The following is a 14956-nucleotide window of genomic DNA, read 5'->3' as shown; positions in this document are numbered from 1 at the left end:
GAAAGCAATGCCGCCCAGGTGCGCCGCGCCCGCCAGATCATCGAGGGGCTGGGCATGCAGATCGCCAGCCCCGCCGAGGCCCGCGAGATCCTGGAGCTCAAGGGCGGGGATCGGGTGGAGTTCTGAGCATGTCATCCTCCAGATTGGCCCGCTACGATCTTCGAGGCCGGACGGCGCTTGTCACCGGCGGTGCCTCGGGCATCGGCCTTGCCACCGTCGAGATGCTGGTCGCTGCAGGCGCGACGGTGGCAGTCAACCACCTTTCCGACGATCAACGCGGCGCGGCGGTAGTGGCGCGCCTCGCCGCCGAGGGCGGCAAGGCGCTCTCGGTCCCGGGCGACGTGGCCGACCCACATGATTCGGCCCGCATGGTGGAAGCTGCGATCGCCCAGCTCGGCCGGCTCGACCTGCTGGTCAACAATGCCGGCACACCGGCCACGCGCCATGCCATCCCGCCTGCCGATCTCGATGGAATCACCGACGAGATCTGGGACGTTCTGGTCGCTACCAACCTCGTCAGCGTGTTCCGCTGCACGAAGAGTGCCGCCGCAGCCCTGAAAGCGAGCGGCGGAGCCGTCGTGAGCACGGCCTCGGTGTCCGGGCTCGATATGGTCGGGAGCAGCATGGCCTATGCCGCCACCAAGGCGGGCGTGATCAGCCTGACCAAGAACCTGGCACGCGCACTGGCACCTTCGGTCCGGGTCAACGCGGTGGCGCCGGGCGCAGTGGACAGCACCTGGATGGTCGACTGGACCGACGAGCAGCGGCAGGGCTCGATCGAGCGAGCGCTCCTCAAGCGGCGCTGCACGCCGGAGGATCTGGCGAGCGCCATCCTGTTCCTGGGCTTCGATGCGCCGATGATCACCGGCCAGACCATCGTGGTCGACGGGGGGCTGACGCTCGGGAGCTGACGGCTCGGCACCGTTCCCGTGCCTAAAGTCATGTTCTGATCAGGGGGAAGAAGATGAAGACAACCAGACGCATTGTGACGGCCGCAGCGTTGCTGCTCGGTACGTTCGGCACCACTGTGGCCGGCGCAGCCGACCTGCCGTTCACCGCCAATGCCGCCGGCCATGAGCCGCCGTTCCGGATCGGCGTGTCGAACGGCTATATCGGCAATACCTGGCGCGCTCAGTTCGTCGCGGACATCGAGAAGGTCGCCGAGGAGTTCAAGGCCGAGGGCGACGTTGCCGAGGTCACCATCCTCAACAGCACGTCGGGCGCCAGCGGTCAGCTCACCCAGGTCAACTCACTGATCAACAGCGGCGTCGACGCTCTGCTCATCAATCCTGAATCGACCGAGGCGCTGAAGCCGGTGATCGCTCGCGCGCTGGCGTCCGGCATCCTGGTGGTGATCGGCGACAACCCAATGGGGCACCCGAACGCCATCAGCATAACCCTGGATCAGAACCAGTTCTGGGGCATCCAGACGGAGTGGCTGGTCGACCAGCTCAAAGGCAAGGGCAACATCGTCTCGATCGAAGGCATCGCCGGTGTCACCGGAAGCGAGTTGCGGGTCGCGGCGCGCGACGAGGTGCTCGCCAAGAACCCGGACATCAAGCTCCTCGCATCGGTTCCGGGTGGCTGGGACCAGGCGAAGGCGCGCGAGGTGATGAGCAGCCTGCTCACCGCCCATGACCAGATCGACGGTGTCCTCATCCAGGACGTGATGGCCGACGGCGTGGTGCGTGCCTATGACACCAGCGGCCGCACCCTGCCGCCGATGAGCGGCGACTACGTCCACAGCTTCCTGAAGCTGTGGAAGAGCCGGCCGGACATCAACGCGATCACCGTGACCAACCCGCCGGGCATTGGCGCCAGCTCGCTCCGGTTCGTGGTAGCACTCCTGCGCGGCCACCAGCTCAATCCTGACGTGCTGCAGCCGAGCCCGGCCGATCCCAGCATCGCCAACACGATCCTGCTGCCCGAGCCCACGGTGGTCACCCGCGAAGCCGAGACCGACAAGCCCTGGTGCAACGAAGGTACCGAGTGCATCGGCCTCGACGAGGCGCTGGCTCGCCTGGAAGGCCAGCCGGATTCGACGGCGCTCGATGGCATGCTCACTCAACAGCAAGTCCTCGACCGCTACTTCCTGAAGTAGGCCAGCCGAAGGCTTCGAAGGGCAGGGCAAAGGATGTCGATAACCGTCGAGCACGTTTCCAAGCACTACGGGCCGATCATCGCCTTGCGTGATGTCGGCTTCACGGTCGCCCCTGGAGAAGTGCGGGCACTGTTCGGAGGCAATGGGTCGGGCAAGAGCACGCTGGCAAAGATCGTCAGCGGGGCGGTTCGACCCGATTCGGGCCGGGTGAGCGTCGACGGCGCGCCAATCCCCGCCGGCTCGCCGCGCGCCGCCCACGCGGCCGGGATCACCACGACGTTCCAGGAGCTCAGCCTGCTGCCGGACCTGACGGTGGCGGAGAATCTGGCGCTCACCCATGTGCCCCGTGTGGCCGGCCTGTTTCGAGCCGACAAGGTAATCCGGGCCGAGGCACGCGCCGTCCTGGGGCGGCTCGGCCTGGCGCACCTGGAGAACCTTCCGGTCCAGGCACTGCAGGTGGGCGAGAAATACTTGGTGGAACTCGCCAAGGCACTGCGCCTCGAGCCCAGGTACCTGATCCTGGACGAGCTGACCTCGGCCCTGCACGAGCACGAGGCACAGCTGGTCAAGCGCGTGCTCGCGGAGCACTGCAAGGCCGGAGGTGGTGCAATCCTGGTCAGCCACCGCTTGGGCGAGATCCAGAGCCTCTGCGACACGATCACCGTGCTGCGCAACGGCGAGGTGGTCGCCGACACCGACGTCGCCAGCGTTTCCAGCGACGATCTGATTCGCTGGGTCGGCGGTGGCAGCCGCACCGGCGATCGCGGCGGCGCGCGTGCGCGCACGACCGCCACCAAGACAGCCAGGCGCGTCGAGCTCAGCAACGTGGCGCTGGAAGCCGACGCCGGAGAGGTGTCGCTTACCGTCGGCAAGGGCGAGATCCTGGGCCTGGGCGGCCTGCCCGACCAGGGCCAGGCCGCCATCCTCGCATGCCTGTTCGGCCTGCGCGAGGTTCGTGCCCCGGCCAGACTGCTACTGGATGGTGCGCCTGTGCAGTTGCGCTCGCCGACCGATGCCGTCCGCGCCGGCATCGCCTACGTGTCCGGCGACCGCGACGAGGTGGGGTTCGCCATCCGCTCGCTCCAAGAGAACATGCTGGCCCTGCTCCTGAACCGGCGTGATCCGATCCGGCTCGACGAAGCGCAGCTGGAGCAGGCGCTGAGCGAGCTGTCGACCGTTCATGGCGGTCTCACGAACCCGCTCAATTCGCTCTCCGGCGGCAACCAGCAGAAGGTGCTGCTGGCCCGCTGCTTCCTGCTCCGGCCCAAGCTGCTGCTGGCTGCCGATCCCACCAAAGGTATCGATGTCGCGGCGCGTGCCGAGGTCCACCAGGCGATCCGCCGCCTGGCCGCGGAGCAGGGTACCGCGGTCGTGCTCACCTCCAGCGACGATCGGGAGCTGGCCGCCTTGTGCGACCGCGTGCTGGTGCTGGAGAAGCGCATGATCATCCGCGAGCTGCATGCCGGCGCCGGGCTGGACGAGCAGGCGCTGGTCGAGTCGTACCTGCAAGCGCCTGCCGCTGACCGTCATCAGGTCGCCGGCGCAGGAAGCCGTCCATGACTCCCACCCAGCAGAGCGCGAGCGCTCCGAGCTACTGGCGCTCGATCGTGCTCTGGCCGGCATTCCCGGCACTCCTGCTGTTCGTGATCGCGTTCGCCATCGACGCGGCGCTCAACCCGAATCTGCTGAGCGTCAACGGCCTGATCGGTTTCGGGTCGTCGAACCTGCCGCTGGTCGTGGCGTCGCTCGGCCAAGCGATCCTCCTGATCGGCCGGACCATCGACCTGAGCATCGGCGCCACGATCAGCCTCGTGAACGTCGTGGCGGTAAGCCTGTTCACAGCCGGCTTCGGCATGGAGGTCGCCCTGCCGCTGGCGACGCTGGTGGGTGTGGCCTTCGGTGCCCTCAATGCGCTGCTGGTCGTGTACCTGCGCATCAACGCGCTGCTCGCGACCTTCGCCGTCTCGTTCGTGGCGGGCGGCCTTGCCCTCCGGGTGCAGTCGGCGCCGGGTGGCAGCATCCCGTTCGAGCTCGTGATGTGGATGATGGACAGCTATGCGGGTGTGCCCGTGGCGCTGGCGCTGATGCTGGCTGCCGCCGTGGCGATCGTAGCGATCAAGCGCAGCACGTTCATGCTGCGCCTCTACGCGGTCGGTGGCGACGACGCCAAGGCGTTCGCCAGCGGCATCCAGGTCACCCGTGTCCGTACCATCGCCTATCTGCTGAGTGGCCTCTTCACCGGCCTGGCCGGTCTCGCCACGACCCTGGCGATCGGCTCGGGCGACCCGTTGATCGGCGAGGCCTACACGCTGCAGTCGATCGCGGCGCCGGTGATCGGCGGCGTCGCGATCCTGGGCGGCAGCGGCGACCCGCTGGGCGCTATTTTCGGTGCGCTATTCCTGGTCGTGACCTCCGAGCTGCTGCTCGGCTTCGGCGTCTCGCCGTTCTACCAACAATTCATCGTCGGCATCATCATCCTGACCGGCCTGGGCGGCGTGGTCGTGCTTCAGCGCGTGCTGGCCGCTTGGCGCGCACGTGGCGCCGCTGCGTCCCGCCGCCGGATCCTCGAGGTCGCTCCATGAGCAGCATCGTCTCCCGGGCGCCCGGGCCCACCCCCACACGGCTGGTCCGGTTCCGCGCGCTGGTCCGATCGCCCCTGTCCCTGCCGGTCGCGATCATCGTCGTGCTGTTCGCGATCGGCGCCGCTGTCCGGCCCGACTTCGTATCGATGGGCAGTATCTGGGGCCTGCTGTCGGTGGCCAGCCTGCTCGCCGTGGTAAGCGTCGGCCAGACGATCGTGATCATGTCGGGCAATCAGGGCATCGACCTGTCAGTCGGCTCGGTCATCACCCTCGCAGCGCTGGTGACCTCGAATTTCAGCGCAGGCCTCGATCAGAACCTGCCGCTGGCCCTCCTGGCGGTGGTGCTGGTCTGCGCATTGATAGGCGCCATCAACTTCGTCGGCGTGTACCTGGTCGGCATCTATCCCCTGATCATGACGCTCGGCATGGCCTTCGTGCTCGCCGGCGGTGCGTTCGCCTTCGCCCAGGACTACGGGCCGACCTCGCCATCGCCGCTGCTGCTGGCGGTAGGCGGTGCCAAGCTCGGGCCGGTCCCGTGGCTCGTGCTGGTGGCCGCAGTGGTGTTCGTCGCCATGACCGCATTGCTGCAATGGTCGCGCTACGGCCGGCAGCTCTACCTGGTCGGCGCGAACCCCCGCGCGGCCCGGTTCGCCGGGATTCCTGTCTGGCGCATCTATCTGCTGAGCTACGTGCTCTGCTCGGTGCTGGCCGGCCTCACCGGGGTGCTGGTGTTCGGCTTCGCCGGCAGCGTGAATCTGTCGATCGGCGTCCCGTACACGCTGATGTCCATCGCCGCGGCCGTGATCGGTGGCACCGCGCTGACCGGCGGGCGCGGCAACATCGCCGGCCCGTTCCTGGGCGCAATCGTCTTCACCGTCCTGGCGAATCTTCTGATCGTCATGGGCTTCGGCACGGCCGACCGGCAGATGATGAGCGGCATCGTGCTGGTGGCGATCCTGGCGCTGACCGCTCGCGAGAAGGCGGGCAGGATCTGATCTGCTGTCCCTCGGCAATCCGGTACATTGGGAGAAGAGCATGCAGTCGACGAACGCGGCAGTGGCAGGCGACGATCAGGTCCGCGCCGCCATGAACCTGCTGCGGACCATGCGGCCGGTCGATCTGGCGCCGACGCTGGGACGCGGCATTCCGCGCTGGCCGACCCACCCGCACCTGATCATCGACCAGACGGTCCGGCACGAGCGGGACGGATACTACTGCCAGAACCTGAGTGCGCCCGAGCATATCGGCTGCCATGTCGATGCGCCCGCCCACACGGTCTCGCACATGACCGACGTGACCATCGAGACCTTTCCGGTCGACCGGCTCGTGGCGGAGGCGGTCGTGTACGACTTCTCCGACCGCGACTGGAAGCCGGGCGACATCCTCACGCCGACCGATCTGCTCGCTTATGAGCGGCAGCATGGCATCGCCGTTGAGGATGACCAGATCGCGCTCGTGAACTTCGGCTGGCTGAAGCAGCATTGGCGCACGGACGACCGCTCACAATGGTTCGCGAACAACTGCCCCGGCATGAACGAGGAGGCGGTGCTGCTCTTCAAGGAGCGCAACGTTCGCGCCGTCGGGGCCGACACCATCGCCTGCGAGGCTCCCATCAAGGAGGGGGTCGTCACCGGCGACATGCCGGGGCACTTCCGCCACTGGCTGCCGAACAACATCCTCATCCTGGAATGTGTTGCGAACCTCGAACGCGTTTCACGCCGCTGCCTGTTTGTGGCTGCACCACTGCCGATCGAATACGGTTCTGGTTCACCACTTCGACCTATCGCCTACTGCCCGTGCTGCGAATGAGTGGTGATCTCGAGGAGCGAGATCACGACAAGGACGCTGTCGAGAAGCCTTCGATCGTAGCGCCGGCAGCCAGGGCCTTGAGGACATAGGGCGCCGTCGTCTCAGCCGACTGGTCGAGCTCGACCGTGACCCTGTTCCGAGAACCCTCTGGCCGGCCGCGGGGATTGCCTGGGGTGCCAGGCGTGAACTTGCCGCTCACGCCTGTCCTCCGCCTGACCGAACAGAGGACATTCCTGCCGGCACCCGACTGACCTGCCCAGAAGCGGTTGCCGCCTTCTCCGTCAGCTCGGCGAAGATCCTGGCCGGCTCGGCTGCGTGCCTGGGCATCCTGTCGGCGACCCGTGCGACCGCCCGCAACCGGTGTGCCTGGCAGATCAGGCACCGGCAGAAAGTGATGCTCGGCATCACCTCGACCGGATCGTGGTGGATGGTCACAGCGCAGCTGCCTTGCTGTAGCGCCCCCTTGTAGGCATCGGAGTGCACCTTCACGGTCGTGGGCTTGCCGAACGTGCGGTCGCGCTACTTCAGCGACTACGCCGTCCACCTGCCCAGCGCAGACCGGATCGGGATGGCCCTGGACCGCCTAAAGGCGCCTTTCGCCCCAGACGCGCTGATCCAGCACCGCGGCAAGCCGGTGAAGTCGCTGATCTGCAGCTGGCGCCTGACCGTGAAGGCGACCGGGCTCGACCCGCGTTTCACGCCGAAGGCCATGCAGAAGTTGCTGACGAGGGAGTTGCGCCGGCGCGGCGTGTCCCTCGACCTGATCGGCCCCTGCAAGGGCAGCACCAACCCGCCGAACCGGATCGTGGCAGCCCACTATGCGATCGTAGATACCGGGATACTACAGCAGGTCGCGGACGCGATCGACAAGCTCTGGGAAGAGCTCGGCCAGATGAGATTGGTGGAGCCGATCGGGATCGAACCGACGACCTCGACGGTGCAAACGTCGCGCTCTCCCAGCTGAGCTACGGCCCCGTTCCGCCGCCTGTATGCCGAGGTCGACGCCATCGGGCAAGAGCTGGTTCGCGCCGAACCGGCGGGTCAGCGCAGCAGGGCCAGGGCCAGCGCGTCGGCTTCGCCCGGATCGGCGGCAAGCAGCCGGCCGGCCAGGTCATGGAGCCGACCGGACGCGCGCAGCCGGGCCAGCGCATGCTCGTCCAGCCAGGCAGAGCGCACCAGGCCGGTTTCCGCCTCGATCGCGGCAGGCGTGATGCCCTCGGCCAGGCGCAACCCGTCGATCACCCGCTCCTGCGCCCGCTCCTGCGGCGTCAGCCGATACAGGCGGCCGCGCCCGTCCCCGCCTCGACCCACCGCGCGGCACCAGGCCGCGGCACCGGACGAGCGCCACCAGCGCCAGCCGGCAGCATCCGGCCAGCGGCCATAGGCGCCCGGACCCAGCGCCATGATCGCATGGCCCCGCCGCGCGTCCAGGAGCCAGCGCGCCTCATGACCGGGCAGCGCCCAGTGCAGGGTCTCGTAGCGGCAGAACCCGTGGGCACGCAGAAGCCGGTCCAGCACCACCACCCACGAGGCTGGAACCTCGCTGCCGCTCAGGCCCAGATGGACCATGCCGGCCGCCAGCATCCGCCGCATCCAGGCATGGCCGGGCGGGTGCGGGAGATCCGCCGGGCCCAGCTCGATCGCGAGCGTCATGGCCGGCCGCATGCGCCGCACAGCCTGCGGTCCCGGCAGGGAGCGGCGGGTGACGCCCAGGGCCGTCAGCGCTGCCGGCGAGGCCGAAGGGCCATGCCAGGTCACCTCGGCACCCGGCATGAGCCAGTCGCCCGCGTCCAGTTGCGCACGCAGCGCTGCCGCTGCCGGCGCCGCGATGGCGGCCGGCGCATCCAGGAACAGGCTGGCGAAGCGCGCCCCGGCTATGGTGGCGAGCGCCCGGCCGAGTGCCGTGCGCAGGTGCGCCAGGCCCGGGTCGGCAGGGGCCGGACGGAGGAACAGCCCGGCGGGCGGACGGGTCATGGGCGCCCTAGAAGCAGCGCTCCTTCAGCAGGCGGAACGCGCGGGTGCGGTGGCTCAGCGCATTCTTCTCGGCGGGCGCCATCTCGCCGAACGTCCGGCTCTCGCCGTCGGGCACGAAGATGGGATCGTAGCCGAAGCCGTTGGCGCCGCGCGGGCTGGCCACCAGCGCGCCGGTGACCTTGGCCTGGACCAGTTCGTCATGGCCATCCGGCCAGGCGAGGCAGAGGCAGCTCACGAAGGCGGCCTGCCGGTCCGCGGCGTCCCAGCCGCCGAAGCGGGCTTCCAGCTCGCGCACGACCCGGGCCATCGCCACGGCGAAGTCCTTGCCCGGGCCCGCCCAGTCCGCCGACCAGACGCCGGGCGCACCATCCAGGCCGCGACAGGCGATGCCGCTGTCGTCCGCCAGGGCCGGCAGCCCGCTGGCCCTGGCCGCGGCGTGCGCCTTGATCCGGGCATTGCCGGCAAAGCTCGTCTCGGTCTCGGCCGGCTCGGGCAGGCCGAGCTCCCCGGCGCTGACCAGTTCCACCGGATGGTCGCCCAGGAGGCTGCGCAGCTCCCTCAGCTTGCCCTGGTTGTGGGTCGCCACCACCAGCCTGGGCTCGGCGAGGCGCCGGCTCATGCGAAGCCGGCCTCGGCCAGGGCGGCCAGCTGCCGCTCGACCAGCCGCGTCACCCCGCTCTCGGCCAGGCGCTGCATGGCCTCGATCTGGGCGGGCTCCAGGGGTGCCTCCTCGGCGGTCACCTGCATCTCGACGATCTTGCCCGAGCGGGTGAGCACGAAATTGGCATCCGCCTCGGCACCATTGTCCTCGCTGTAGTCGAGGTCGAGCAGGGCCAGGCCCTTGACCAGGCCGCAGGACACGGCGGCCACCGGCTCGCGCAGCGGCAGGCGCTTCAGGTCGCCCTTCGTGACCAGCTTCTGCAGCGCCTCGTGCAGGGCGACATAGGCGCCGGTGATGGAGGCGGTGCGGGTGCCGCCGTCGGCCTGCAGCACGTCGCAGTCGACCACGATCTGCCGCTCGCCCAGATGGTCCAGCAGGGTGACGGCGCGCAGCGAGCGGCCGATCAGCCGCTGGATCTCCATGGTGCGCCCGCTCTGCCGGCCCTTGGCGACCTCGCGGGGAGAGCGGGAATGGGTCGAGCGCGGCAGCATCGCGTACTCGGCGGTCACCCAGCCCTTGCCGGTGTTGCGCAGGAAGGGCGGAACGCGCTCCTCCACGGTGGCCGTGCACAGCACCCGCGTATGGCCGAAGGACACGATGCAGGAGCCTTCCGCGTGCCGGTTCACGCCCATCTCGATCACTACCGGCCGCAGCGCATCCGCCAGCCGACCATCCGTCCTCATCGCCTCGCTCGTCCCTTGATATCCGCATCGATGCGCCCGCGGCACCGAGAGATGCGGCGATGGCACAAGGGATCCCGTGGACGCAAGCGCGGCCTGCGCCGATACCCTGCTCAGCCGGGCGGATCGAGCCATTTCGCCAGGGTCGTCACCGGTGCTTCGGCATAGCCGATCCGGGCATAGAAGCCGCTGACCGCCCGGTTGCCCGCGCGGACCATGAGCTGGACCTTGCGGATGCCGTGCCCGGCGAGCCAGGCCTCGGCCGCGGCGACCAGGGCGCGGCCATGGCCCTGGCCGCGCAGTTCCGGCGCCACTGCCAGATAGTAGAGCCAGCCGCGGTGGCCGTCATGGCCGACCATCACCGCCCCTGCCAGCCGTGCGCCGAGCATGCCCACCAGGACGTCGGAGCCGTCACGGCCGCGCGCCTGGTCGAAATCGGCCACCGGGTCGTTGTGCGGGACGGTGAGCCCGGCTGCGCGCCACAGCTCCACCACCTCCTGCCGCTGCTCCGGCCGGGCCGGGCCGATCCACATCGCCATGTCCTTTCCGTCGCGGACGCTCCACCTCTGCGAGGAAACCACGTACGCTCGGTCATGCAAGCCGTCAGCGACAACGACCAGCAAGGAACCGCTCATGACCGTCGATGCCAGCTCCAGGGCCGCGTCCGACCTCCTGTTCCGCTGCTGGCAGCAGGGCTGGAAGCTGCCCGCGATCCCGGACGAGATGCTGCCCAAGACCCGGGCGGACGGCTATGCGGTGCAGGCCCATCTGGAAGAACGCAGCGCGGCGCCCCTGTTCGGCTGGAAGATCGCGGCCACCAGCCTGGCCGGCCAGGCCCATATCGGCGTGGACGGACCGCTGGCCGGGCGAATCCTCGAAGAGCGCGTGCTGGCACCCGGCACCACCGTGTCGCTCCGCGGCAACGAGATGAAGGTGGCCGAGCCCGAGTTCGCCTTCCGCATGGCCGAGGATCTGCCGCCCCGCCCGGCGGACTACCGGCAGGACGAGGTGCTGGCGGCGATCGGCAGCCTCCACCCGGCGATCGAGGTGCCCGATTCGCGCTTCGAGGACTTCGCCACTGCGGGGGAAGCTCAACTGCTCGCGGACAATGCCTGCGCCCACCAGTTCGCCCATGGGGTTGCCGCCACCGCCGGCTGGCGCGAGCTGGACCTCGTCGCGTTTGCGCCGACCGCCACGGTGCGGCGCGATGGCCAGGTCCGCCTGGAGCGCACCGGGCTCGGTGCCAACGTGCTGGGCGACCCGCTCTTGGCACTCACCTGGCTTGCCAACGAACTGTCCCGGCAGGGGATCACGCTCAGGGCCGGGCAGATGGTGACCACCGGCACCTGCATGGTGCCGGTGCCGGTCGAGCCCGGCGACGAGGTCGAGGTCGACTTCGGCGTGCTGGGTGGCCTGAAGCTCTGCTTCGGCCCGTGACGGCTCCAGGCCGGCAGGAAGCAGTTCCCGCCGGCCTAGAGCCGGAATCTGCCTAGAACGGAATGCCGACGCCGATCGTCGTGGAGATGATGCCCTCGTCGAAGTCGCGGTCGAAGGGCGCGTCGTAGGCGATCTTCGCCTGGATTGGGCCGAGGTTCACGCCGATCTCCGGTCCCCAGAAGAAGTCGTCGTCGAGGCCGGAGCCGTAGATCCCGCCGAGGTTCACGCCGACATAGGGCAAAAAGCTCGTGACTGCGCCGAAGCCGCCCTGCCCCACGGGAAACACGAAGTCGAGGCCGGCCGCGGTCCGGCCGCCGATGCCGTCGTCGTCCGTGTCGACGTTGTAGAAGCCGGCCTGCTCCAGGGACAGGTTCAACCAGTCGAGCAGCAGGTAGTCGAAGGTGAGGTTCAAGCCGAGCAGATGCGTGACATGGTGCGTGTCCTGGCCCGAATCGTCGCCCTGGTCGAGCAGGTTGGCACCATAGTAGAGGCCGATGCCGAACTTGCCGCGGCGGATGACATCGGCGACTTCCTCGACCGGCCCGGTCGCGGCTGCGGGTGGGGCGGCCTCCGCCACCGGCTCCTCCGCCTGCATCGGCTCCAGCCTGATCTCGACCCGGCGGTTCTGCCGCTCCGCGACCCCCTCGCCCGTCGGCACCAGCAGGTCGCTCTGGCCGACGGCATTCTGGGTGATCGCGGATTCGGACACGCCGAATCCGACCAGCGCATCGGCGACGGCCTGGGCGCGGCGCCGGGACACTTCCTCGTTGACCGCAGGGCTACCGGTCGTGTCGGCGTGGCCGGTCACGGATATGCTGGGCGCCCCGCCCAGCTTGTACCAGTTCGCAGCGGCGGCGACGGTCGACATGGCGTCACTGTCGAGCTCGGCGCTGCCGAGCGCGAAGAAGACCTGATAGATACTCTGCTCTGCCATGGCCCCCGCACCGCCCTCGGCCATGGGCTGGGCCACGGAGTCCGACTGCGCGTAGGCGGCCGGCGTGATCATGCTCAGCATCAGGCAAACGCCTGCGGTGCGGATCCCTGCTGTGCGGACCATGACATAGCTCCCTTTGGAGGCGTTGTTCAGCGACTCCACATGAGATTTCTTCCCCAGAACAGACTTTCCATCTCAACATCGAAACTTGCTTGACGAATGCAGCAATATTGCCACTGCTTAACTTATGCAATTGCACTAAAAATAATGCGACTTTAGCAGGAACGACTTTCCGGATATTGATTGACTCGGCACATCAACCTGCGCACCCGCTGCAGGGCCGCCCGAATCGTCTGGCTGGAGCAGTTCGGCCGGTCAGCCGGCCCGCGAGAGATCCGCGAGGATGGCGCATTCCTGGCGGTCGTCGCCGGCACACCGGTCCGCCAGTGCCGACAGCGTGGCCCGGATCGACATGAGCTCGCCGATCTTGCTGTCGATCTGGCCGATCCTGGTCAGCGCCAGCGCCTTCACCTCGGCGGCACTGCGGTCGCGGGCGCGATAAAGGGCCAGCAGGTCGCGGCAGTCGTCGATCGAGAATCCCAGCGAGCGGGCGCGCTGGATGAACAGCAGCGTCTGGACGTCGGTCTCGTCATAGTCGCGATAGTTGCTGCTCCGCCTGGCCGGCGGATCGATCAGCCCGATCTGCTCGTAGTAGCGGATCGTCTTGGCCGGCAGCCCCGACCGCTCCGCCGCCTGCCCGATATTCACCGGCCGACCTCCTCGCCAGGCTCGTCGCTACCGTCCTGATGTCGCGACGGCGGGGCGGCAAGGCAAGCCCCGGATCACGCGGCCCGACGTGCCGCCGCCGGCTGCTCCCATTCCTCGCCCCACTCCTGGACGACGTGGCCGGGCGACACTTCTCGGTAGGTGCGGTGCGGCGGCTCGTAGTCCGGCGGGCGGACCGGGCTCTTGATCTCGTCCTGGGAGACCTCGCGCCGCTCGCCGCGCCTGGCCGGGTCCGCCACCGGCACGGCCGCCAGGAGCTTGCGCGTATAGGGATGGCGCGGGTCGCCGAACACCGCCGCCCGCGGCCCGATCTCGACGATCTCGCCCAGATACATCACGGCGACCCGATGGCTCACCCGCTCCACCACCGCCATGTCGTGGGAGATGAACAGGTAGGCCAGGCCGTAGCGGGCCTGCAGGTCGAGCATCAGGTTGATCACCTGCGCCTTGATCGAGACGTCCAGAGCGGAGACCGATTCGTCGGCCACGATCACCTTGGGCTCCAGCGCCAGGGCCCGGGCGATGCAGACCCGCTGCCGCTGGCCGCCCGAGAACTCGTGCGGCAGGCGGCTCGCCATGTCGGGGGTCAGCCCCACCTGGCGCAAGAGGTCCGCGACCTTCGCCTCGGCCTGCGCGCGGCTCGCCAGCCCGTGCGCCAGGAGCGGTGCTGCGATCGAGGCGCCGACGCTGCGGCGCGGGTTCAGGCTGGAGAACGGGTCCTGGAAGATCATCTGCATCGAGCGGCGCATCTCGCGCAGCCCGCGCTTGTCCATCCGGCGCACGTCCTGCCCATCCACCAGGATCGAGCCTTCCAGCGGCTCGATCAGGCGCATGATCGAGCGGCCGGTGGTGGACTTGCCGCAGCCCGATTCACCGACCAGCGCCAGGGTCTCCCCCGCCCTCAGGTCGAAGGACAGGTTCTCCACCGCGTGCACCCGGCCGGTGACTCTTCCGAACAAGCCGGTGCGGATGTCGAAGCGGGTGACCAGGCCGTTCACCTCGAGCACCGGGCGGCCGCTGGCCGCCACCGTGTCGGCGGCCTCGCCCGGCACGTCCGACTCCCCGGTCGTGATGTCGACCGTCGGAAAGCGCATCGGCCGGGGCCGCCCTTCCATCGAGCCGAGCTTGGGCACGGCCGACAGGAGGGCACGGGTGTAGGGCCGCTGCGGGCGGGCGAAGATCTCGGTGGTCGGCCCCGCCTCCACCATCTCGCCGCGGAACATCACCACGGTGCGGTCGGCGATCTCGGCCACCACGCCCATGTCGTGGGTGATGAACAGGACCGCCATGCCGTTCTCGTCCTGCAGCTCCTTGATGAGCTGCAGGATCTGCGCCTGGATGGTGACGTCCAATGCGGTGGTGGGCTCGTCGGCGATCAGGAGCTTGGGCTGGCAGGCCAGCGCCATCGCGATCATCGCCCGCTGGCGCATCCCGCCGGAGAAGCGGTGCGGATACTCGTGGAAGCGCGACCTGGCCGCAGGAATCCGGACCTTCTCCAGGAGCCGCACGGTCTCGGCCTCGGCCTGCGCACGCGACATGCCGCGGTGCTGGACCAGCGCCTCCGCGATCTGGAAGCCGATCGTGAGCACCGGGTTCAGGCTGGTCATCGGCTCCTGGAAGATCATGGCGATCTCGTCGCCACGGATCTGCCGCATCTCCCGCTCGGGCAGGGTCAGGAGCTCGCGCCCGGCCAGCTTCACGCTGCCCTCGATCCGCCCGGCGATCTTCGGGATCAGCCGCATGATCGAGAGTGCGGTGACGCTCTTGCCCGAGCCGGATTCCCCCACGATCGCCACCGTCTCGCCCGGCGCCACGTCGAACGAGGCCTGGCGCACCACGGTGCGCCATTCATGTTCCATCCGGAACGAGGTCGAGAGGTTCGCGACGGACAGGATCGGCGTGGTCATCGGCTGCAGGCTCTCCGGCTCCATCGACTCGCGGGTTCGGCTTACTCGATGATAGCGGCCAGCCCCGACAACCGTCCATGTCCCG

Annotated in this window: 16 protein-coding genes and 1 tRNA gene; 8 read left to right on the top strand and 9 right to left on the bottom strand. The window is 68.8% G+C overall.

What is annotated here, in order from left to right; genetic code table 11:
• From VNS22_RS08160 to VNS22_RS08130, 7 genes are all read left to right on the top strand, one after another.
• Nucleotides 1-126, top strand: a 126-nt coding sequence (locus tag VNS22_RS08160; RefSeq protein ID WP_325731398.1) for a 3-keto-5-aminohexanoate cleavage protein, incomplete at its 5' end; no start/stop codon positions are given.
• A gap of 2 nt (nt 127-128) precedes the next feature.
• Entirely contained in the window at nt 129-911 is a 783-nt protein-coding gene (locus VNS22_RS08155) for an SDR family NAD(P)-dependent oxidoreductase (protein WP_325731394.1), read from the top strand.
• Nucleotides 912-964: 53 nt separating this feature from the next.
• Entirely contained in the window at nt 965-2101 is a 1137-nt protein-coding gene (locus VNS22_RS08150) for an ABC transporter substrate-binding protein (RefSeq protein WP_325731392.1), read from the top strand.
• 33 nt (nt 2102-2134) lie between these two features.
• The gene (locus tag VNS22_RS08145; RefSeq protein WP_325731390.1) at nt 2135-3661 is read left to right on the top strand and encodes a sugar ABC transporter ATP-binding protein; all 1527 of its coding nucleotides are present in this window, start codon (nt 2135-2137) and stop codon (nt 3659-3661) included.
• Nucleotides 3658-4683 carry an ABC transporter permease gene (locus VNS22_RS08140; protein WP_325731388.1) on the top strand — a complete coding sequence of 342 codons (1026 nt, stop codon included), beginning with the start codon at nt 3658-3660 and terminating at the stop codon, nt 4681-4683. The genes VNS22_RS08145 and VNS22_RS08140 overlap by 4 nt, the downstream gene beginning before the upstream one ends.
• Nucleotides 4680-5678 carry an ABC transporter permease gene (locus VNS22_RS08135; RefSeq protein WP_325731386.1) on the top strand — a complete coding sequence of 333 codons (999 nt, stop codon included), beginning with the start codon at nt 4680-4682 and terminating at the stop codon, nt 5676-5678. Before VNS22_RS08140 ends, VNS22_RS08135 begins: the two co-directional genes overlap by 4 nt.
• Nucleotides 5679-5718: 40 nt before the next feature.
• Nucleotides 5719-6492 carry a cyclase family protein gene (locus tag VNS22_RS08130; protein ID WP_325731384.1) on the top strand — a complete coding sequence of 258 codons (774 nt, stop codon included), beginning with the start codon at nt 5719-5721 and terminating at the stop codon, nt 6490-6492.
• Between the two features lie 22 nt (nt 6493-6514).
• Here VNS22_RS08130 and VNS22_RS28530 read toward each other — a convergent pair whose 3' ends face one another.
• The 6 genes from VNS22_RS28530 to VNS22_RS08105 all read right to left on the bottom strand — a co-directional run bounded on the left by VNS22_RS28530 (nt 6515) and on the right by VNS22_RS08105 (nt 10346).
• Nucleotides 6515-6691, bottom strand: a complete 177-nt coding sequence (locus VNS22_RS28530) for a DUF5681 domain-containing protein (protein ID WP_414653336.1) — start codon at nt 6689-6691, stop codon at nt 6515-6517.
• 700 nt (nt 6692-7391) lie between these two features.
• A tRNA-Ala gene (locus VNS22_RS08125) sits at nt 7392-7467 on the bottom strand.
• Between the two features lie 66 nt (nt 7468-7533).
• Nucleotides 7534-8466, bottom strand: coding sequence for a hypothetical protein (locus tag VNS22_RS08120; protein ID WP_325731382.1), 933 nt, complete (start codon nt 8464-8466; stop codon nt 7534-7536).
• A 7-nt stretch (nt 8467-8473) separates the two neighbouring features.
• Nucleotides 8474-9085 carry an RdgB/HAM1 family non-canonical purine NTP pyrophosphatase gene (gene rdgB, locus VNS22_RS08115; protein WP_325731380.1) on the bottom strand — a complete coding sequence of 204 codons (612 nt, stop codon included), beginning with the start codon at nt 9083-9085 and terminating at the stop codon, nt 8474-8476.
• Nucleotides 9082-9810, bottom strand: a complete 729-nt coding sequence (gene rph, locus VNS22_RS08110) for a ribonuclease PH (RefSeq protein ID WP_325731379.1) — start codon at nt 9808-9810, stop codon at nt 9082-9084. Before rph ends, rdgB begins: the two co-directional genes overlap by 4 nt.
• Nucleotides 9811-9920: 110 nt before the next feature.
• A complete protein-coding gene (locus VNS22_RS08105; protein WP_325731377.1) occupies nt 9921-10346 on the bottom strand; it encodes a GNAT family acetyltransferase in 426 nt (141 codons plus the stop codon).
• 94 nt (nt 10347-10440) lie between these two features.
• On the opposite strand from VNS22_RS08105, the gene VNS22_RS08100 reads away from it, so the two are divergent.
• Nucleotides 10441-11244, top strand: coding sequence for a hydratase (locus VNS22_RS08100; RefSeq protein ID WP_325731375.1), 804 nt, complete (start codon nt 10441-10443; stop codon nt 11242-11244).
• 52 nt (nt 11245-11296) lie between these two features.
• Here VNS22_RS08100 and VNS22_RS08095 read toward each other — a convergent pair whose 3' ends face one another.
• The 3 genes from VNS22_RS08095 to VNS22_RS08085 all read right to left on the bottom strand — a co-directional run bounded on the left by VNS22_RS08095 (nt 11297) and on the right by VNS22_RS08085 (nt 14871).
• On the bottom strand, nt 11297-12301 hold the full coding sequence (locus VNS22_RS08095; protein WP_325731374.1) for an OmpA family protein: 1005 nt from the start codon (nt 12299-12301) through the stop codon (nt 11297-11299).
• Nucleotides 12302-12553: 252 nt separating this feature from the next.
• A complete protein-coding gene (gene cueR, locus VNS22_RS08090; RefSeq protein ID WP_159715501.1) occupies nt 12554-12946 on the bottom strand; it encodes a Cu(I)-responsive transcriptional regulator in 393 nt (130 codons plus the stop codon).
• Between the two features lie 74 nt (nt 12947-13020).
• Nucleotides 13021-14871, bottom strand: a complete 1851-nt coding sequence (locus VNS22_RS08085) for an ABC transporter ATP-binding protein (RefSeq protein ID WP_325731371.1) — start codon at nt 14869-14871, stop codon at nt 13021-13023.
• Nucleotides 14872-14956 lie beyond the last annotated feature (85 nt).

Source organism: Geminicoccus sp., from assembly GCF_035556675.1.
Taxonomy (GTDB): Bacteria; Pseudomonadota; Alphaproteobacteria; order Geminicoccales; family Geminicoccaceae; genus Geminicoccus.
Note: the sequence above shows the minus strand (reverse complement) of the source record. Positions and strands in the feature narration are given on the sequence as shown.